The sequence below is a fragment of the Bradyrhizobium sp. RDM12 genome (assembly GCF_051917485.1).
Classification (GTDB): Bacteria; Pseudomonadota; Alphaproteobacteria; order Rhizobiales; family Xanthobacteraceae; genus Bradyrhizobium.
Map to the genome: position 1 here is coordinate 4969385 of NZ_CM133064.1, position 19433 is coordinate 4988817.

At 63.2% G+C, this 19433-nt stretch carries 11 protein-coding genes and 8 pseudogenes; 12 read left to right on the forward strand and 7 right to left on the reverse strand.

Annotated elements, in window-relative coordinates:
• Positions 1-320: 320 nt before the first annotated feature.
• Complete coding sequence (locus ACTGJ9_RS24305; protein WP_456673158.1) at positions 321-734, forward strand: DUF3597 domain-containing protein; 414 nt, start codon at positions 321-323, stop codon at positions 732-734.
• 54 nt (positions 735-788) lie between these two features.
• On the opposite strand, the gene ACTGJ9_RS24310 is transcribed toward ACTGJ9_RS24305, so the two are convergent.
• The 3 genes from ACTGJ9_RS24310 to ACTGJ9_RS24320 form a co-directional block, all read right to left on the reverse strand.
• A complete protein-coding gene (locus tag ACTGJ9_RS24310) occupies positions 789-1064 on the reverse strand; it encodes a GNAT family N-acetyltransferase (RefSeq protein WP_456673159.1) in 276 nt (91 codons plus the stop codon).
• 54 nt (positions 1065-1118) lie between these two features.
• Positions 1119-1394: a GNAT family N-acetyltransferase gene (locus ACTGJ9_RS24315; RefSeq protein WP_456673160.1), complete on the reverse strand. Its 276-nt coding sequence runs from the start codon at positions 1392-1394 to the stop codon at positions 1119-1121.
• Positions 1395-1517: 123 nt separating this feature from the next.
• Positions 1518-1883 (reverse strand): hypothetical protein, encoded by a 366-nt coding sequence (locus ACTGJ9_RS24320; RefSeq protein WP_456673161.1) that lies wholly within the window; start codon positions 1881-1883, stop codon positions 1518-1520.
• 198 nt (positions 1884-2081) lie between these two features.
• Between ACTGJ9_RS24320 and ACTGJ9_RS24325 the strand changes: the two are divergent.
• The 3 pseudogenes from ACTGJ9_RS24325 to ACTGJ9_RS24335 all read left to right on the forward strand — a co-directional run.
• Positions 2082-3688: pseudogene (locus tag ACTGJ9_RS24325) on the forward strand (acyl-CoA synthetase).
• Between the two features lie 9 nt (positions 3689-3697).
• Positions 3698-4557: pseudogene (locus ACTGJ9_RS24330) on the forward strand (PCC domain-containing protein).
• 9 nt (positions 4558-4566) lie between these two features.
• Positions 4567-4946 (forward strand): annotated as a pseudogene (locus ACTGJ9_RS24335) (AAA family ATPase); the annotation flags it as partial.
• A gap of 97 nt (positions 4947-5043) precedes the next feature.
• On the opposite strand, the pseudogene ACTGJ9_RS24340 reads toward ACTGJ9_RS24335, so the two are convergent.
• Positions 5044-7112: pseudogene (locus ACTGJ9_RS24340) on the reverse strand (DUF1217 domain-containing protein).
• 905 nt (positions 7113-8017) lie between these two features.
• Positions 8018-8658, reverse strand: a pseudogene (locus ACTGJ9_RS24345) (HAD-IA family hydrolase).
• Positions 8659-8730: 72 nt separating this feature from the next.
• On the opposite strand from ACTGJ9_RS24345, the gene ACTGJ9_RS24350 reads away from it, so the two are divergent.
• The 4 genes from ACTGJ9_RS24350 to ACTGJ9_RS24365 all read left to right on the forward strand — a co-directional run bounded on the left by ACTGJ9_RS24350 (position 8731) and on the right by ACTGJ9_RS24365 (position 11091).
• Complete coding sequence (locus tag ACTGJ9_RS24350) at positions 8731-8952, forward strand: DUF433 domain-containing protein (protein ID WP_456673162.1); 222 nt, start codon at positions 8731-8733, stop codon at positions 8950-8952.
• Between the two features lie 3 nt (positions 8953-8955).
• Positions 8956-9279 (forward strand): DUF5615 family PIN-like protein, encoded by a 324-nt coding sequence (locus ACTGJ9_RS24355; RefSeq protein ID WP_456673163.1) that lies wholly within the window; start codon positions 8956-8958, stop codon positions 9277-9279.
• Positions 9263-10660 (forward strand): IS1380 family transposase, encoded by a 1398-nt coding sequence (locus tag ACTGJ9_RS24360; RefSeq protein WP_456673068.1) that lies wholly within the window; start codon positions 9263-9265, stop codon positions 10658-10660. Before ACTGJ9_RS24355 ends, ACTGJ9_RS24360 begins: the two co-directional genes overlap by 17 nt.
• A gap of 170 nt (positions 10661-10830) precedes the next feature.
• The gene (locus tag ACTGJ9_RS24365) at positions 10831-11091 is read left to right on the forward strand and encodes a hypothetical protein (protein ID WP_456673164.1); all 261 of its coding nucleotides are present in this window, start codon (positions 10831-10833) and stop codon (positions 11089-11091) included.
• Between the two features lie 231 nt (positions 11092-11322).
• On the opposite strand, the pseudogene uvrA reads toward ACTGJ9_RS24365, so the two are convergent.
• A pseudogene (gene uvrA, locus ACTGJ9_RS24370) lies at positions 11323-14306 on the reverse strand (excinuclease ABC subunit UvrA).
• A gap of 116 nt (positions 14307-14422) precedes the next feature.
• Here uvrA and ACTGJ9_RS24375 point away from each other — a divergent pair.
• Positions 14423-14569: a hypothetical protein gene (locus tag ACTGJ9_RS24375; RefSeq protein WP_456673165.1), complete on the forward strand. Its 147-nt coding sequence runs from the start codon at positions 14423-14425 to the stop codon at positions 14567-14569.
• A gap of 23 nt (positions 14570-14592) precedes the next feature.
• On the opposite strand, the pseudogene ACTGJ9_RS24380 reads toward ACTGJ9_RS24375, so the two are convergent.
• Positions 14593-15275: pseudogene (locus ACTGJ9_RS24380) on the reverse strand (outer membrane protein).
• Positions 15276-15756: 481 nt separating this feature from the next.
• Between ACTGJ9_RS24380 and ACTGJ9_RS24385 the strand changes: the two are divergent.
• The 3 genes and pseudogenes from ACTGJ9_RS24385 (at position 15757) to gyrA (ending at position 19418) form a co-directional block, all read left to right on the forward strand.
• Complete coding sequence (locus ACTGJ9_RS24385; RefSeq protein ID WP_456673166.1) at positions 15757-16254, forward strand: single-stranded DNA-binding protein; 498 nt, start codon at positions 15757-15759, stop codon at positions 16252-16254.
• Positions 16255-16352: 98 nt separating this feature from the next.
• Positions 16353-16502: pseudogene (locus tag ACTGJ9_RS24390) on the forward strand (DUF2306 domain-containing protein); the annotation flags it as partial.
• A 168-nt stretch (positions 16503-16670) separates the two neighbouring features.
• A complete protein-coding gene (gyrA, locus tag ACTGJ9_RS24395; RefSeq protein ID WP_456673167.1) occupies positions 16671-19418 on the forward strand; it encodes a DNA gyrase subunit A in 2748 nt (915 codons plus the stop codon).
• Positions 19419-19433 lie beyond the last annotated feature (15 nt).

The following is a 19433-nucleotide window of genomic DNA, read 5'->3' on the forward strand; positions in this document are numbered from 1 at the left end:
TCCCTTGCCAAGCAGCCGAATTCGGCGCCGACAACGGCGCATGCGGCCGCTTTTCTGAGTTTCGCGAGTCCAACCAGGCGCGAATTCCGGATGGCATCGCGAGCTGAACGAGAATCGTACGCCTATTTCCAAGTCCTGTCCCTCACGCTTGGGTGAGATTCGTTGCCGCAGTGCAACCTCGATGACGTCATCCGGTCGTCATTTCGCCGCAGATAAGCTCATGCTGTTTGTGGTTCGCGCAACTTCGCGGGCGCAACGGCGTAACTTCGTCTATAGGTGCCCACTCAGGGCGTTCCAATGGATCCATTTCGGGAGCAGACATGAGCATTTTCGGGAAAATCATGGGCGCAATTTTCGGCAGCCATCCGGCTTCCGCTGCGCCCGCCGGCGGCGCACCCGCGGGCAGCGCGCCGGCAGGGGCCGCGCCGGGCGGATCGGCGCCAGCGTCCACGCCGGCTGCCGCGCCTGCGGCACCGGTGGATGTGGCTGCGATCGTCGACGCAGCCGTCGCCGCGCACAAGGGCGAGAAGCTGGAATGGCGCACCTCGATCGTCGACCTCATGAAGGCGCTCGACGTCGATTCGAGCCTTGCTGCCCGCAAGGATCTCGCCAAGGAGCTCGGCTACACCGGCGACATGAACGACTCCGCCAGCATGAACGTCTGGCTGCACAAGCAGGTGATGTCCAAGCTCGCCGCCAACGGCGGCAAGCTGCCGCCTGAAATCAAGCACTGACCGGCGAGCATCGGTCGAGGCGAAGGGGCCGCGATCTCGCGGGCCCTTCCGCTTTCAAGCAACAAGATCTGCATCCTCCGGATGCTTGTCAAGATAATCGACGACGAAACCGCAGCCCGCGATCATCTTCCTGCCGTCGCGGCGGATCCGGTCGAGCGCGCCCTTGATCAGCTCGGAGGCAATGCCCCGGCCACGCAGCGCGCGCGGCGTCTCGGTGTGGGTGATGATGACAGCCGACGGCGTCAGCCGGTAATTGGCGAAGGCCAACTCGCTGCCGACTTCCAGCTCGAAGCGGCTCCTGTCCTTGTTGTCGCGTACCGATGCCGCCATGCCTGATCCTTCTGAAGTCGCTGAGAAAGCCGGGAGCTGTGAGGGCGCGGTCAGTTAGACCTTCACCAGGTCCTGATAGTCCGGATGCTTCTCGATCCACGCCTTCACGAACGGGCATTCCGGGATCAGTTTCAAGCCGGCCGCGCGGACCTGGTCGAGCGCGCCTTGCACCAGCTTTGAGCCGACGCCCTTGCCGCCCAGCTCCTTCGGCACGTCGGTATGCTCGAACGTGATGACATTGCCGTCGAGCTTGTAATGCTCGGTCGCGAGGTGGCCCTCCACCTCGAGCTCGTAGCGGTGATGGTCCCTGTTGTTGATGACGTCGCTCATGATGTCTCCAGTCAGCGCTTCAGCGCGTCCGTGTTCTCCACGTCAAGATAATGGCACGCGGCCACGACCGAAATGGCCATGTCGGCGCGATATCTCAGTAAACCGAAGTACGCGCGGTTCGGTTCAATCGGCCGCCCTGGCGAGGCGTGAATCTTCCGGCTGAGCCTTGGCGGGGAGGCAACCCTGGCAGATGACAAGGGAACGGTTGACCTTGGCGTCCTGCTCGGCCTCGATGCCGTCCTGGGCCTGCCACCATTCCTTTGAATAGGGCTGGAACGCGGCTTGCGACTTGGTGCGCTCGGACGTCGCGGCGCGCATTGCGCGCGATGGTTCGGCAGCGGAATGAGGCCGGTTCGGATCCTCGCCTGCGCCATCCCAGGCATAGCGGGCGGGCTTGAAGGCGGGATCCGAGGTGAGATGAGCTTGCGGGGCCACGGCACATCCGGCGAGCGCCAGCGTGAGCAGGAGAACGACGGGCGCTTTGACCATGATGCGGCACTCTGTACGCGGATACTGAGCGAGGTTGCCCCCATCATGTTTAAAATTCCTTGAACGAGCGCAATTCCTTGAACGAAGCACATGGATGACATGGCGCCCGGTGGTCTTGCTAGGCCACTCCCGATGGCGATAAATGGGCTCCAATGAGCGGGCGGTTTGCGTGCCGTCTGCCGCCGAAGAGGAAGCCCGATGCAGCCGCTCCGCATGTCCCGCCGCGTCATGAATCTCGCTTACATGCTGACCCAGAATGCGCGGCGGCACGGATCGCGTCCCGGTTTCGTCTGGGGTGACAAATCCTGGACCTGGCGCCAGGTCGATGCGCAGGTTTCCGCACTGGCGGCTGCCCTTGCTGCGCGCGGCATCGCCAAGGGCGACCGCATTCTCGTTCATTCCAAGAATGGCGACGAGATGTTCTTCTCGATGTTCGCGGCGTTCCGGCTCGGTGCGGTCTGGGTGCCCACCAATTTCCGCCTGATGCCGGACGAGGTGGCCTATCTCGCACGGGCGTCGGCTGCGAAGGCGTTCTTGTGCCATGTCGATTTTCCCGAGCACGCGGCCGCCGTGAACGGCGGCGCGCTGGAATTCACCTGGAGCATCGACGGCGAGGCATTGTTCGCCGAGCGCTCGGTGGCCGACGCCATCGTTGCGCAGACAGGCCAGGTGGTCGAGAACGTTGCCGTCGAGCACGATGATCCCTGCTGGTTCTTCTTCACCTCCGGCACCACCGGCCGCTCCAAGGCTGCGGTGCTGACCCATGGCCAGATGGGCTTCGTCGTCACCAATCATCTCGCTGATCTCACCCCGGGGTCACGGAAGCGGATGCGTCGCTGGTGGTGGCGCCGCTGTCGCATGGCGCCGGCGTGCATCAACTGGTGCAGACCGCGCGCGGCGTCTGCACCGTGCTGCTGCCGACCGAAAAATTCGACATCGACGAGGCTTTCCGCCTGATCGCGGCGCATCATGTCGGCAATCTCTTCACGGTGCCGACGATCTTGAAAATGATGGTCGAGCACCCCGCTGCGGACAAATACGATCATTCCTCGCTGCGCCACGTCATCTATGCCGGCGCGCCGATGTATCGCGAGGATCAGAAGGCCGCGCTGAAGAAGCTCGGGAAAGTCATCGTGCAATATTTCGGCCTCGGCGAGGTCACCGGCAACATCACGGTGCTGCCGGCGGCGCTGCACGATCCCGAGGACGGCCCGTATGCGAAGATCGGCACTTGCGGCTTCGAGCGGACCGGCATGCAGGTCTCGATCCAGGACGACGAGGGCCGCGAACTTGGGGCGAACCAGAGCGGCGAGATCTGCGTGATCGGGCCTGCGGTGCTCGCCGGCTACTACGACAATCCCGAAGCCAACGCGAAGGCGTTCCGCAACGGCTGGTTCCGCACCGGCGATCTCGGCCACATGGATGAGGAGGGGTTCGTCTACATCACCGGCCGTGCCTCGGACATGTACATCTCCGGCGGCTCCAACATCTATCCGCGCGAGATCGAGGAGAAAATATTGACCCATCCCGCGGTCGGCGAGGTCGCCGTGCTCGGTGTGCCCGACGCGACCTGGGGCGAGGTCGGCGTCGCCGTTTGTGTCGCACGCGAAGGCGAGAAGCCCGTGAGCGAAGCGGAGATGGCGGCGTTCCTGCTGCCGAAGGTGCCGCGCTACAAGATGCCAAAACGGTTCTTCTTCTGGGAGGCGCTGCCGAAATCCGGCTATGGCAAGGTGCCGAAACGCATGGTGCGCGACGAGCTCGAGGCGCGCGGGCTGCTCGATCTCGACAAGACCAAGACGAGCTGAGTTTAGGTGATGCGGACTGTCAAGCAGCCGGGCGCGCCGGTCACCGAGCGTATCCAGTGGGTGGAGGCGAGGGGCGCCCCTTTTCGTTCACGCTTGCAGCCGGCCTGCCGCTGCTCGAAGCTGCGCGCCGCGGTTTTGCCGAGGAAGGATTTGCAGCTGGCGTGTTGAATTTCGGCCACGGTGCACTCGGGCCGTTCGGCTATGTCATGCCGGCGCTGTCGAAGACCGGCGACAACGCGGCATTCTACAGCGACACCCATCGGCCCGGGGGCGTGACGCGCACCAGGCTCGGCAGCATGACGCTCGGCATGCGCGACGGTGCGCCGTTCTTTCATTGCCACGGGTTGTGGACCGAGGCGGATGGCAAGGCGAGCGGCGGCCACATGCTGCCGGACGAGACTATTGTCGCCGAGCCGTTCGAGGCCGAGGCCTTCGGCATCGACGGTGCGACGTTCACCGCCGAGCCCGACCCCGAGACCAATTTCAAGCTGTTCGGGCCGGTCGTCTCCGCAAGCACCGGCGCGCGAACGACCAGCCGCGCCTTCGCGCTGCGCCTGCGGCCCAACCAGGATTTTGCCTTCTGCCTCGAAGCCTTTTGCAAGACGCACGGCATTGCGCGTGCGAAGATCCACGGCGGTGTCGGCTCGACCATCGGCGCGCGCTTCACCCATGGCGGCGTGACCGAGCCGTTTGCCACGGAGCTGGCGATAACCGCCGGAACGATTGCGCCGGATGCGTCTGGCGCATTGGAAGCTGCGCTCGAAGTCGCCCTGATCGACTACACCGGTGGCATCGCCGAGGGTCGTCTGGTCCGCGGCGACAATCCCGTGCTGATGACCATGGAGTTGGTGGTGGAGGCGCTGGGGTAGGCACTGTGTCTGGACAAGGCCGCGCGTGATGCTGGTCAGGTCGGCCCCGATTTCCTGTCGCACTCCCACGGCGAGGGCTTCCTGCGCTTTTTGAAGAACGCTGCCAGCGCCAGGGCATTTTTATCTTCGATGAGCCGGAATCTGCGCTGTCGCCAGCGCGTCAAATCGAATTTTTGAAGCTGCTGCGGCACATGCAGGATTCCCGCATCTGCCAGGTAAGCATGGCGACCCACGCGCCGCTGCTGATGGCCTATCCCAATGCGCAACTGCTGCGGCTCGGCAAATACGGGCTCGAGCCAACAACGGTGGAGCAGACCGATCACTACCGGGTCATGCGGGAATTCTGCGCCGATCCGCGCGGCTTCGTCGAAGCGACGCTGGCGGACTAGGTGAGGGACGCAATCAACAAATGCGCTCGCAATGACGGCTTTTAGTACCTGCTTGGTCCTTCTATTGGCGCTTGAAATCGCGGATACGTCGGTCGATTTACCACGGACTGGCGCGCATTTTCGCCATGGCCAGGTACGTCGATTCGCTGAAGCCTGATGTCCCCGAGCTCGATCCCTGAAACAGGTCGAGCACGGGCGAGTAGGTCTGGCTGGCGTTCCTCGCATCATACATGGCCGAGAAGCGGCCCAGCAGCTTTGCCACTTTCGTGGGATCCCCGAGATCCTTGATATTGAGGTATTTCTCCACGATCTTGGCTTGCTGATCGATCTGCATCGAAGCCATCTGATCAGGCAAGTCGAAGGTGGTCCGAAACACCTCCGAAAGAGCCTTGTCGGCAAGAATGTCGTAGGCGGACGTGATGTGTCCCGCCATCCGCTGGAAATACAGCGCCAGCCGCACGCCGGGATCTGTATCGCCCTGCTGCTGTTCCAGGCTTTGCTCGAGATAGTTCTTTTGCGTTGCCAGAAATTGATCGCGCTTTTGCGGGCCCACTATCGGAAGACGCGCAACGTTACCGTTTTTGTCGAAATTGAACGACGCCGCGATCTCGGCAAAACGCGGGTCGCTCTCGGTGTTTGCGAAGCTCTTGGGATCATTCAGATCAGAGGCGAAGATCTTCTCCAGATACGCGGTGCTCACCTTCGCAGGGTCCAACCCCTTGGCGACAAGAATGAAGTTGACCACCTTCCTGTTCGTCAGCAGGTCGGAAACGCTGTCGATGTCGCCTATCGACTGTTGATAGTCCGTCGCGTCCTTCTGAGCTTGAGCCTTGATCTTCGCCTGGTCCTGCGTGCTTGCAGACTTCAATTTTGCAATGACGTAGTCCTTGGCGATATCGAGAACTTCGGCCGAATCCTGAGCCGTCAGGGTGTCGTCAGATTGCCTTTGTCGTCAAAGTTGAACGCGCGCGCGAGCTTGACGTATCGATCGTCCCTAAGCGTATAGACGTAGCTCTTGGGGTCGTTGAGGTCGCTTTCGAGAACAGCCTTTACGGTGGACTGCGGGACTTTTGTGGGATCGAGGCCGACGGCTGCCAGCGCAAAATCATACGCGGCTGGCGTGGCGACCAGCGCCTCGAGTGAATTCACATTGGGGATGGCTTTTCTGAATTGCCCGATGATCAGGGCTTCCTGCAATGGGCTTGCCGCCGAATAGACAGCCGACTTGCTGTCGTCGAAGCTCTGGTTCGTGCTGGCGAGGTTTGCAGCAGTCTGCGCGGGTGTACCTGCTGGAAGCGATCCGTCGGCGGAAAACTCGAACGCGCCGGCCAGATTCATGAACCGGCCTGTGGTCGCGATGGCGTCGTTGGTGCTGGAAATGCTGCTCACGGCTGACTGCAGGCGATATCTTTCCACCAATATTTGTACGTTCAGCTGATCGACGTCAGCGCCGGGCTGCGACAGTTGCTTCGTGTAGTCGGCTATCTTCGAACTGGCGTCGGTTGCATCCGATTTGGCCTGGGCCAACTGGGCGTTGAGCCCGTCCAGCTGAGACGAGAAGGTGACATTGACGTAGCTGTTCGGATCGGATGGATCGCTGGACAAGACCTGCTTGATGGTGTCACGCGGCCACTTGCTTTGATCGATCCCGAATGCCGAAGCGACATAGTTGCGAAGACGGTCGTCCTCGAGAAGCTGGTCGGCACTGGTCACGCTGCCGATCGTGGCATTGTAGTAATTCGTGTCGGCGGCGACTGCATCGACGTTGCTCTTCATGGCGTCCGTGTACAGCCCGATGATGTCGTCGGTCTGGCTGTCCGACTGCGCAACCTTCGTTTCACCGCCGCCGAAGGAAAACGCCGCGGCAAAATCGCGGTAACGCTTGTCGATCAGCGTGTTGGCAAAGCTCTTCAGATCCGAGAGATCGCTCTGCAGCACTTTCTTCATGAAGGCCTTGGCGTAGGCCATGTCCTCAAGGCCATAGGCTTTGGTGACGTAGTGATACAGACGATAGTCCTTCATCAGATCGTCGACGGTGTGCACCTTGCCGATGTTGGCTTTGTAATAGGCGGCATCGCGCGATACGTCGGTTTGCTGCGCCACCCGCGTCAGGGTCTGTGCGAGATTACGCGCGACGTAGCTGTAGCCAAAATAGGTGGACACCATGGGGAATTCCTGACGGCTCGGCGGGTCCTGGACGTCCGTCAATCATTGCCGGGTCGCAAGGCAGGGGCTGGCATCATGCCGGCACACAGAAACATTGTTACAACTCATTACTGCGATTCCGGGCGATAACTTCAGTTATGATTTTGCGTCCAAGTGCCGCATCGTACGGATCGCTCCGGCAAGCTTCCCGCAAGCAAGACATGAGTAAGGTGGATCTTCCCGTCGGCATCTGCGATCGCGGGCATGTCTTCGCGTCCTCGCGGCACGTGGTGCCCGAGCTTTGCGGCGGTTGCCGCCCTCGAAAGTGCCGAGGGCGCAGGGAAGGCCGGGTGCCGGCTGGCACCCGCGGTCCACTGTGCGATAATCGCGCTACAAGAGGCTGCACAGCGGCATACAGGTGAAGCCAAACATCCGGCCTTCCTGCGCAGTGGGTTGACGGCTTATGTCGCGCTCTCCCCGGGGAGCGATGCACTATTGCCCCCGTCGCCTCGCGGATGGCTGACGTATGCGCCCGGTCGGGCAACACCCGTCACCGCAAGACTTGGCGCACAAACCCCGGGCGCCAGGACCACACGATTTTGCCGTACGCAGATCACGCCGGTCGTGCGCGCGACGCTTTTGCTCACGGTTACCCGCCCTGCAAAACCCTTCGCGCCGATGTGACTGCGTCCACCACGTCCCATCCCGCATTCGTGACGATCGCGAGCGCCCCTCGGCCGGGTTGGGATCGCCGAAATATGATGCATCTCCGAATTCGTGTAAAGCGAATTAATTGGCGCTGCCAGCATTGACCACCGTCTAGCGTGTTTTGCCTGACGGGCAGCGCAAGGGCTTGTGGCTCGGGAGCAGCGCTCCCCGCAGCGACATCGCCATCGGTCTCGATTCGGGGTCGACTTCGGGCCCGATCAGGCTTTTGCCGGCGTCCGGCAGATCGCATCCGCGATCTCATCCATCTGCGCGAACATGTAATCAGGGGCAAGCGCTTGCAGCGCGGCCGGCGCAGCATAGCCCCAGCTGACGGCACCGCAGGCGATGCCGCCCGCGCGCGCCGCCTCGATATCGCGGACTTCATCGCCGATCGAAATGACGCGGCCGGGTTCGACGCCCGTGTGCCGGATCACGCGGCGGAACTTTGCCGGCTTGCCGAATACCGAGGCTGCGCAGTCGAAATGCGAGAACAGACCGGCGGCCGGCCCAAGCTTTTCGCGCGCGTTGGCCTCGCTGTCGGAGCTCACGAGTACCAGCTGCACGCTGTTGTCCGCGAGTGTCCGCAGCATCGCTTCAGCGCCCGCAAACAGCGAAATCTCCGCCGCCGCTTCGCCCTTCAGCCGCCGCGCATAGCGCGCAATCGCAGGCAGCTTCCACAAGGGCACCTCGAGCCGTGCGAGAATCTCGCGCGTCGACGCATGCCGCAGATCCTCGACATCCTCATCCCTGACGCGCCGAAAGCCGAAGCGATCGGCGACGTCGTTGATGGTGCGGAGGAACCACGGGAAGCTATCGACGAGGGTGCCGTCGAGGTCGAAGATGGCGAGGAGTAGGGCATAGAGGCGAGTTTTGAGGTGCGCTGACAACCGGCGTGTGACGTGCTACTATTCGACAGAATTCGAGGATAGCCATGCGGCACGAGCGGATTGAAATCAACCCGGAGGTCATGGACGGCAAGCCCGTCATCCGTGGGACACGCGTGCCGGTCGAATTGGTGCTCAGGGAGCTGGGGGCAGGTATGACCACAGAGTCCATCATCTCGGAGCATCCGCGGCTTACCCCTGATGATATTCGGGCAGCCCAGGCTTTCGCAGCTGACTATTTGGCTGACGAAGACATCATCTACCGCTGAATAGTGCGCTGGTTAGCGGACGAGTGCGTCACAGTCTCTCTGGTTCGAGAGCTGCGCGGCGCTGGTCACGACGTGCTCTATATCGCTGAATTCGCCGCTAGCCTCAGTGACATGGAGCTCATCGCGCTGGCGTCTCGGGAAGGGCGTCTCCTTCTCACGGCTGACAAGGATTTCGGCGAGCTTGTCTTTCGTCGGGGCCAAGCTGTACCTGGCCTAGCCCGCATTTCTCACAGTGTTGAGGCGCATCGGGGCGCAAATCAGCGAAAGTTCTTTTGCGAGAAGGACTTCGCGGTGATTCAGGAATGCCCCGATGCCGGCACAGTGTAGCGCAGAACGGTTTGATTTTGGAGAGGTGGAAGGCCGCATCGTGGAAGCGGCTTTTGATGGTGGCCTGGTGACGTCGGATGCGGGCGCGCTGCTGCTGGGCGCGTCTGATCGGGCGATTGATCTGGTGGGGCGCTTTGCCGATTGCTTTCGCGATCATCGCCGGGTGGACTTGATCGAGCACGCAGTCGGAACGTTGGTCGGACAGCGGGTCTTTGGCATCGCACTTGGCTACGAAGACATCAACGATCACGACGAGTTGCGGCACGACCCGCTGATGGCGGTGCTGGCGGGCAAGCTTGTTGCCAGGCGCGAGGACTGCGCACCGGTGGCCGGCAAGTCGACGCTGAACCGGCTGGAACTGGGCCGGGAGGAACCTTCGCGCTATCACAAGATCGCCTACGACGCGGCGGCGATCGAGGCGTTGCCGGTGACGCTGTTCCTGGAGGCGCACAAGCGACCGCCGCCGCAGATCATCCTCGATCTCGACGCCACCGACGATCCTCTGCACGGGCATCAGGAGGGGCGCTTCTTCCACGGCTATTACGACTGCTACTGCTATCTGCCGCTGTACGTGTTCTGCGGCCGGCATCTGCTGGCGGCCAAGCTGCGGCGCGCCGACATCGATGCCAGCGCAGGCAGTGTCGCGGAGATCGCGCGGATTGTCCGGCAAATCCGCGCCCGCTGGCCGTTCGTGCGCATCGTGCTGCGCGCCGACAGTGGCTTTGCGCGCGAGGCGCTGATGGCGTGGTGTGAGCAAAACCGCGTGGATTATCTGTTCGGGCTCGCCCGCAACACGCGCCTGGTCGCCATGATCGAGGAGGAGCTCGCCGCGGCGAGAGCCACAGCCGAGACGACCGGCCAACCGGCACGCCGCTTCAAGGACTTCCAATGGCGTACGCGCGACACCTGGAGCCAGGAGCGCCGCGTCGTCGCCAAGGCGGAGTGGACGCAAGGCGAGGCCAATCCGCGCTTCGTCGTCACCTCGCTCAAGCGCAGCGCGGCGGGCGTGCGGCAGCTCTATGAGGACATCTACTGCGCCCGCGGCGACATGGAGAACCGCATCAAGGAGTGCCAACTCGATCTCTACGCCGACCGCACCTCGGCCGCCACCATGCGCGCCAACCAGCTGCGGCTGTGGTTCGCCTCGATGGCCTATGTGCTGATCTGTGCCCTGCGGCGCATCGGCCTTGCCGAAACCACCTTTGCGGACGCCACCTGCGGCACCATCCGCCTCAAGCTCCTCAAGATCGGCGCACTGGTGCGCATCAGCGTCCGCCGCATCAGGATCGCCATGGCCTCGGCCTGCCCAGCCGCTCAGCCGTGGGGACACGCGGCTCGTCGCCTGGCCGAAGCCGCCAAGGCTCGCGCCTCGCCGGCCTGACACGCGACGCTGCGACGCGCTCAATCGGCGGCATCACCAACAGGCCCAACGGAGACATTCAAAACCAAATCGCCGGCTGCGCCTTCAGCGCCACGGCTCCCCGTTGCCTTGCCAAATCCTCCTATCCTCCGTCGCTGAGCAATCGGTCGTGTGAGAAATGCGGGCTAGTCTTGCTGCGGATCGATCCGGAGAACGGGCCGCTGGTGCGGACGCGGCTTCTGGATGCCGTCGACCAGTTCGGTCAGGGCCTCTTCGGTCGTTATGTCGTGATTGACGAGGTCCGTTTCCGATCCCGTTCCTTGTTACCGCAACCTGCGGACGTGAACATTGATGTCGATATCGATGTTCTTGACACAAGTTTGAGTGGTTCGATGCGACCCGCCCTCGTGCCAGCGGCCATCGCGCCGGCGAGCGTCGCCGACACCCGCTAGCTTCAGACATCGCCATTGCGGCAGAGGCCAGCTACTCTCGCCAGCAAACTGCCAAGCCAGCACAGTCTCCTCACCGCTCCTATCAGTACCAATGATATGCGGGCACAGCTCTCGGTAGCGCCCCTCATAGACGCAGGTCACCTGCTGTTCGGCGAGGATGGCGTTCCGAAAGAGCGCATAACTCCGACCCGGCATAGAGATCGCTCCACGCTGGTTGGATCCCCGAAGGCATTACTCCGCAGCCTCGCTCGTCCTCCGCCGCTTCGGCTTCCGCGCCTTCTCCAGCACCGGCGCCAAAAACTTGCCCGTATAGCTCCGCGGCGCTTTCGCGATGTCCTCCGGCGGACCCCAGGCGACGATCTCGCCGCCGCCGTCGCCGCCTTCCGGGCCGAGGTCGATGACCCAGTCGGCGGTCTTGATGACTTCGAGATTGTGCTCGATGACGACGACCGTGTTGCCCTGCGCGACCAGCTCGTGCAGCACCTCCAGCAGCTTCTTGACGTCGTGGAAGTGCAGGCCGGTGGTCGGCTCGTCCAGAATGTAGAGCGTTCGGCCGGTGGCGCGCTTTGACAGCTCTTTCGCCAGTTTCACGCGCTGGGCTTCGCCGCCCGAGAGCGTCGTCGCCTGCTGGCCGACATGGATGTAGTCGAGGCCGACGCGGTGCAGGGTCTGGAAGGTCTCGCGCACGCGCGGCACCGCCTTGAAGAACTCGGCGGCTTCCTCGACGGTCATGTCGAGCACATCGGCGATGCTCTTGCCCTTGAACAAGACTTCCAGCGTCTCGCGGTTGTAGCGCTTGCCCTTGCAGACGTCGCAGGTGACGTAGACGTCGGGCAGGAAGTGCATCTCGATCTTGATGACGCCGTCGCCCTGGCACGCCTCGCAGCGACCGCCCTTGACGTTGAAGGAGAAGCGGCCGGGCTCGTAGCCGCGCGCTTTCGATTCCGGGAGCCCGGCGAACCACTCGCGGATCGGCGTGAAGGCGCCGGTATAGGTCGCGGGGTTCGAGCGCGGGGTACGGCCGATCGGCGACTGGTCGATGTCGATAATCTTGTCGATATGCTCGAGGCCCTCGATGCGATCATGCGGCGCGGCACCGTCGCTGGCATTGTTCAGCTTGCGCGCAATGGCCTTGTAGAGCGTGTCGATCAACAGCGTCGACTTGCCGCCGCCGGAGACGCCGGTGACGGCGGTGAACAGGCCGAGCGGAATTTCGGCCGTGACGTTCTTGAGGTTATTGCCGCGCGCGTTCACCACCTTGATGGTGCGGCGATGGTTCGGCGGACGCCGCTCCGGCACCTCGACCTCGAGCTCGCCGGTGAGATATTTGCCGGTGAGCGATTTCGGGTTGCGCATGATCTCGGCGGGCGTGCCTTCGGCGATGATGTTGCCGCCATGCATGCCGGCGCCGGGGCCGATGTCGAGGACGTGGTCGGCGAGCAGAATCGCGTCCTCGTCATGCTCGACCACGATCACGGTGTTGCCGAGGTCGCGCAGCCGCTTGAGCGTGTCGAGCAGGCGGGCGTTATCGCGCTGGTGCAGGCCGATCGAGGGCTCGTCCAGCACGTAGAGCACGCCCGTCAGGCCCGAGCCGATCTGCGAGGCCAGGCGGATGCGCTGGCTCTCGCCGCCGGACAGCGTGCCGGAGGAGCGGGAGAGGGTGAGATAGTTGAGGCCGACGTCGAGCAGGAAGGTGAGGCGCTCGCGGATCTCCTTGAGGATGCGGCCGGCAATCTCGTTCTGCTGCGCGTTCAGCGCCTCCGGCACGGTTTCGAACCAGGCGCCGGCGCCCTTCACCGATAGTTCGGATATCTCGCTGATATGCTTGCCGCCGATCTTGACGCAGAGCGCCTCGGGCTTGAGCCGGAAACCGTTGCAGGCGCCGCAGGGCACGTCGTGAAAATATTTCGCGAGCTCCTCGCGCGCCCACTCGCTTTCCGTTTCGCGGTAGCGGCGGTTGATGTTGGTGATGACGCCTTCGAACGGCTTCTTGGTGTCGTAGGAGCGGACGCCATCCTCGTAGGAGAACTTGATCTCATCCTCGCCGGAGCCATGCAGGATCGCGTTCTGCGTCTTCTTCGGCAGATCCTTCCACTTGGTGGTCAGCGTGAACTTGTAGTGCTTGCCGAGCGCGGTCAGCGTCTGCACGTAGTAGGGCGACGACGATTTGGCCCAGGGCGCGATCGCGCCCTTGCCGATCGCGAGCTCCTTGTCGGGGATGACGAGGTCCTCGTCGACGTGCTGCTCGACGCCGAGGCCTCCGCAGGCCGGGCACGCGCCATAAGGGTTATTGAACGAGAACAGGCGCGGCTCGATCTCGGGAATGGTGAAGCCGGAGACGGGGCAGGCGAATTTTTCCGAGAACAGGATGCGCTCGGGCCCGCTCTTGTCGTGGATCTTTGCGGTCTTCTTTTCTCTTTCTCTTCGGCAGGCGCAGCAGCAGCCGGTGCATCGGCGTATTCGACCACGGCAAGGCCCTCCGCGAGCTTCAGCGCGGTCTCAAAGCTTTCGGCGAGGCGCTGGCCGATGTCGGCGCGCACCACGATGCGGTCGACGACGACGTCGATGTCATGCGGGAATTTCTTGTCGAGCGTCGGCGCTTCCGCAAGCTCGTAGAAGGTGCCGTCGATCTTGACGCGCTGAAAGCCCTTCTTGAGCCATTCGGCGAGCTCTTTGCGATACTCGCCCTTGCGGCCGCGCACGACCGGCGCGAGCAGATAGAGGCGGGTGCCCTCGGGCAGCGCCAGCACGCGATCGACCATCTGCGAGACGGTCTGGCTCTCGATCGGAAGTCCGGTGGCCGGCGAATAGGGCACGCCGACGCGGGCCCAGAGCAGGCGCATGTAGTCGTAGATCTCGGTCACCGTGCCGACCGTCGAGCGCGGGTTCTTCGAGGTTGTCTTCTGCTCGATCGAGATCGCCGGCGACAGCCCGTCGATCTGGTCGACATCAGGCTTCTGCATCATCTCGAGGAACTGGCGGGCATAGGCCGAGAGCGACTCGACATAGCGGCGCTGGCCTTCCGCGTAGATCGTGTCGAAGGCGAGCGAGGATTTGCCGGAGCCTGAGAGGCCGGTGAACACCACAAGCTTGTCGCGGGGAATCTCGACGTCGATGTTCTTGAGGTTGTGCTCGCGCGCGCCACGGATCGTAATTGCGCGCAGACTCGAGCCCGCGGTCTGCTGTTGGCGCTTCGCCTTGATCACTTCATCCATCCGAGTTGCCCTCAAGGAATCCCAAGGTGCGCGATCGCGCCGACGTAGAGGGCGCGCTTCGCCCGGAACCGGGATCGGCGCCGATGGGTATGCCAGCGAACGTAGGAAGAACGGAGATGGATTTCCAGTGGGCTTTGCGAATCGTCAACGGATTGTTGGTGCGCTGGCGGCATCTGGCAGCAGGAGCTCGGCCGAAGGCTCCGCGACAACAAGAAAATGCTCTGCGAAAACAAAAAGGCCGGCGCAAGGCCGGCCTTTCGTGACGATGTGACGTCGGTGGCGAAGATCAGTACTTCGCGACCACCGGGCCCCCGAAGTGATAGTTCACGCCGACCTGCACGGTGTGGAAGTTGAGCGTGCCGGTGGGCACGACACCGAAGTAGGTCTCGCCGGCAAGGCTGCGATAGAGGTACTCGCCCTTGACCGACCACTGCGGAGCGAAGAACGCTTCGACGCCGGCGCCGACGGTCCAGCCGGAGTGGAACTTGCTGTCGGAGACGGAGAGAGCGCCCAAGGTGGCGGTGACCTTGTTGTCGATCCAGGCGTAACCACCGGTGCCGTAGAACAGGACGTTGTTGACGGCCCAGCCGATACGGCCGCGCACGGTGCCCATCGCGTCGGTCTTCGAGCTCACCGAGGCGGAATCGCACCGACGCCGGGAACAAAAACCGCACCAGCCGCCGAGGCGTTGACGTCAGCCCAGGCGCCATCGGCCTCGATGCCGAACACGACGTTGCCGGTCTGCCAGTTGTAGCCGCCCGTGCCGCCGACGAAGCCGCCCTGCATCCGCGGGCTGCCCGAGTCTTCCCAAGCGCCGCCACCGACGACACCGAGATAGAAGCCGGTCCAGTTGTAGACCGAAGCCACGGCCACCGGAGCCTTGGTGTAGGGGCGAGCCGCCAGATCGGCAGCCGAGGCGGCGCCGGTGAGAGCGAGCAGACAGGCCGAAGCCAACAAGATCTTCTTCATTTCAACAAATCCCAGTCCCAGTTTCTGTTTTGGACTTCCGTGCGTCGGAAGCAGCATCGGACGCTGTGGTCCAACTTGCGTCGTGCTTACATCACTGAAGCCGCAAGTTGTGTCTCTCAAAAGTCACAAGAGACGCAAAATGTAATGGTTACTGACGTATAGTTCCCTCCGGGGAACTCACAGCAAAAAGCCGGCGCGAGGCCGGCCTTCCATGTCCCAATGAAATCCGAGGGATTATTTTGCGCTGGAGCCGCCACCACGGTTGATGCCGATGTGGAAGCCGCTCCAGTCATAGACAGCATCGGCCGCGTCAATTTCGAGTGGAACAAATCTGGAACAAATGTTCGGCCGGTGCTATATGTGGGGATAACCGAGGGCGCTGCGGGCTGATCGGCGCTCGCAAGCGTATAGGGTCGGCCCAACAGGCGGCAGCGAGGGCGCGCCTTTTTAAATCGAGTGGCATTTGGAGTGGAGAGCGGCGATGGCGGGAAGCGTCAACAAGGTCATTCTGGTCGGAAATCTCGGCAAGGATCCGGAAATCCGCCGCACCCAGGACGGGCGGCCGATCGCGAATTTGAGCATCGCCACCTCGGAGACCTGGCGCGACAAGAACAGCGGCGAGCGCAAGGAAAAGACCGAGTGGCATCGCGTCGTGATCTTCAATGAAGGACTCTGCAAGGTCGCCGAGCAGTACCTGAAGAAGGGCGCCAAGGTTTACATCGAGGGCGCGCTCCAGACCCGCAAATGGACCGATCAGGCCGGCGTCGAGAAGTACTCCACGGAAGTCGTGCTGCAGGGCTTCAACTCGACGCTGACGATGCTCGACGGCCGCAGTGGCGGAGGAGGCGGCAGCTTCGGCGACGAGCCGGGCGGCGATTTCGGCTCCTCCGGTCCGGTCAGCAGCGCACCGCGACGTGCCGTCGCCGCCGGCGGCGGTGGTGGCCGCAGCAACGACATGGACGACGATATCCCGTTCTGATGCGTCCGGCTCCCAGGCCGGAGGACGCGTCACATGAGCTTCGCGCCACTGTTTGATGCGGCCCCGGCGATCCCGTTGCACCGCCGTCGCGGCGCTGGTTACCGCTCGCGGTGTGGCGGGCGCACACGCATCGCGTGACCGATCACCGTCGCATCCTGATCCTGCTGTTCACCGGTGCGCTGGTCGTGGCTGGCCTGTTCACGCTGGTGCCCGGGCGCATCATGCACCAGGTGTTTTTCGGGGCATAGCGGGCGGTTGCAGGCGGCTCGTTCCAGCGCCGCCGACGACGGTGTCGAGAAGCGCGTAAGTCTCTGGAAAAACAAACGGAAAAACCGCTTCCCAAGGGCTCGCAAGGGTGGTTATCAGGGCCTCGATGCGCTATATGATTCCCAGATAAAAACTCACCGGATTCTCCCTTGGCAGACGACGACAACAAGAAACCCGGCGATGAGCCGGAGCGCTCGGATATTCGCCCCGTCTCCATCTTCGAGGAGATGAAAAAGTCGTACCTCGACTACGCCATGAGCGTGATCGTGGCGCGTGCGTTGCCTGATGCCCGCGACGGTTTGAAGCCGGTTCATCGCCGCATCCTGTACTCGATGCATGAGCAGGGCCACACGCCCGACAAGAAGTACGTCAAGTCCGCCCGCGTGGTCGGCGACGTCATCGGTAAGTACCACCCGCACGGCGACCAGTCGATCTATGACGCCATGGTCCGCATGGCGCAGGACTTCTCGATGCGCGTGCCGCTGATCGACGGCCAGGGTAATTTCGGCTCGGTCGATGGCGATCCCCCGGCAGCCTATCGTTACACCGAAGCGCGGCTGACCAAGGCGGCGCTGGCGCTGCTGGCCGATATCGACAAGGATACGGTCGACTTCCAGCCGAACTACGACAACAACGAGACCGAACCGTCGGTCTTGCCGGCCAAGTTCCCGAACCTTCTCGTCAACGGCGCCGGCGGCATCGCGGTTGGCATGGCGACCAACATCCCGCCGCACAATCTCGGCGAGGTCATCGACGCCTGCGTTGCGTTGATCGACAACCCCGCGCTGACCGTCGACGAGCTCATCAACATCGTGCCGGGACCGGATTTTCCGACCGGCGGCGTCATTCTCGGACGCGCGGGCATCCGTGCCGCCTATCACCTCGGCCGGGGCTCGATCGTCATGCGCGGCAAGGTCGCGATCGAGACCATCCGCAAGGAGCGCGAGGCGCTCATCATCACCGAGATTCCCTACCAGGTGAACAAGGCGACGATGGTCGAGCGCATCGCCGAGCTGGTCAAGGAAAAGAAGATCGAAGGGATCGGCGACCTGCGCGATGAATCGGATCGCGACGGCTACCGCGTGGTCATCGAATTGAAGCGCGACGCCGTGCCCGACGTGGTGCTCAATCAGCTTTACAGATTCACGCCGCTGCAGACGAGCTTCGGCGTCAACATGGTGGCGCTCGACAGCGGCCGTCCGCGGATCATGCATCTGAAGGACCTGCTGGCCATCTTCGTCGACTTCCGTGAGCGGGTCGTCACGCGCCGCACCAAGTACCTGCTCGCCAAGGCGCGCGATCGCGCCCATATCCTGGTCGGTCTGGCGATCGCGGTTGCCAATATCGACGAGATGATCCGCGTCATCCGGACCTCGCCCGACCCGACCACCGCGCGCGACACCCTGATGTCGCGCGACTGGTCGGCCCGGGACGTCGAGGACATGCTGACGCTGATCGACGATCCGCGCCACCGGATCAGCGAGAACGGCACGATCCGGCTGTCGATGGAACAGGCGAAGGCCATTCTCGACCTGCGACTACAGCGCCTCACCGCCCTCGGACGCGACGAAATCCGCGAGGAACTGGACAAGCTCGCCGGCGAGATCGCCGATTATCTCGACATCCTGCGCTCGCGCGAGCGCGTGCTGGGAATCATCAAGACCGAGCTCGCCGAGGTGAAGGCCGAGTTCGCCACGCCGCGCCGCACCGTGATCATGGAGCAGGAAGGCGAGGTCGAGGACGAGGACCTGATTCAGCGCGAGGACATGGTCGTGACCGTGTCCCACGCCGGCTACGTCAAGCGCGTGCCGCTGTCGGCCTATCGCGCCCAGCGCCGCGGCGGCAAGGGCCGCGCCGGCATGCAGACCCGCGACGAGGATTTCGTCAGCCGCCTGTTCGTGGCCTCCACGCATACGCCGGTGCTGTTCTTCTCGTCACGTGGCCAGGTCTACAAGGAGAAGGTCTGGCGGCTCCCGATCGCCGCGCCGAACGCCCGCGGCAAGGCGATGATCAACATCCTGCCGCTGGAGCAGGGCGAACGCATCACCACCATCATGCCGCTGCCCGAGGATGAATCGACCTGGGGCAACCTCGACGTGATGTTCGCGACCACCGGCGGCAATGTCCGGCGCAACAAGCTGTCCGACTTCGTCGATGTCCGCCGCTCCGGCATCATCGCAATGAAGCTTGACGACAACGAGGCGATCGTCGACGTGCAGATCTGCACCGAGCGTGACGACGTGCTGTTGACCGGCGCCGGCGGCCAGTGCATCCGCTTCCCCGTCACCGATGTGCGCGTGTTCACCGGGCGCACCTCGATGGGCGTGCGCGGCATTGCGCTTGGCGAGGGCGACAAGGTGATTTCGCTGGCGATCCTGCGCCATGTCGAGACCACCTCGGACGAGCGCTCGGCCTACCTGAAGATGCGTCGCGCCGTCGCCGGCGAAGCCGCGACGGACGAGGCTGCGGTGGACGCCGAGCCCGAGGAGACCTCCGGCAGCTTCCAGCTTGCGCAGGAGCGCTATGCCGAGATGTCGGCGGCCGAGCAGGTCGTGCTCACCGTCTCCGTCAACGGCTATGGCAAGCGGACCTCGTCCTACGAGTACCGCACCACGGGCCGCGGCGGCAAAGGCATCGTCGCCATGAGCGTCAACAACCGCAACGGCAACCTCGTCGCGTCCTTCCCCGTCGAGGATGCTGATCAAATCATGCTGGTCACCGACAAGGGCCAGCTGATCCGCTGCCCGGTCGAAGGCATCCGCATCGCCGGCCGCTCGACGCAAGGTGTCATCGTGTTCGACACTGCTGAGGACGAGCACGTCGTCTCGGTCGAGCACATCACGGAAGAGGCCGAGAGCGGCAACGGAACGAATGGGGAGCAGGCGAATAGCGAGTAGGGGCTCACCCACTCG

Bases quoted from the DNA above. Each gene is read 5' to 3' on its own strand.
- ACTGJ9_RS24310 (WP_456673159.1), bottom strand. From the start codon at position 1,064: ATGGCGGCATCGGTACGCGACAACAAGGACAGGAGCCGCTTCGAGCTG.
- ACTGJ9_RS24350 (WP_456673162.1), top strand. From the start codon at position 8,731: ATGCGGCACGAGCGGATTGAAATCAACCCGGAGGTCATGGACGGCAAG.
- ACTGJ9_RS24360 (WP_456673068.1), top strand. From the start codon at position 9,263: ATGCCGGCACAGTGTAGCGCAGAACGGTTTGATTTTGGAGAGGTGGAA.
- ACTGJ9_RS24315 (WP_456673160.1), bottom strand. From the start codon at position 1,394: ATGAGCGACGTCATCAACAACAGGGACCATCACCGCTACGAGCTCGAG.
- ACTGJ9_RS24375 (WP_456673165.1), top strand. From the start codon at position 14,423: ATGGATTTCCAGTGGGCTTTGCGAATCGTCAACGGATTGTTGGTGCGC.
- ACTGJ9_RS24385 (WP_456673166.1), top strand. From the start codon at position 15,757: ATGGCGGGAAGCGTCAACAAGGTCATTCTGGTCGGAAATCTCGGCAAG.
- ACTGJ9_RS24320 (WP_456673161.1), bottom strand. From the start codon at position 1,883: ATGGTCAAAGCGCCCGTCGTTCTCCTGCTCACGCTGGCGCTCGCCGGA.
- ACTGJ9_RS24305 (WP_456673158.1), top strand. From the start codon at position 321: ATGAGCATTTTCGGGAAAATCATGGGCGCAATTTTCGGCAGCCATCCG.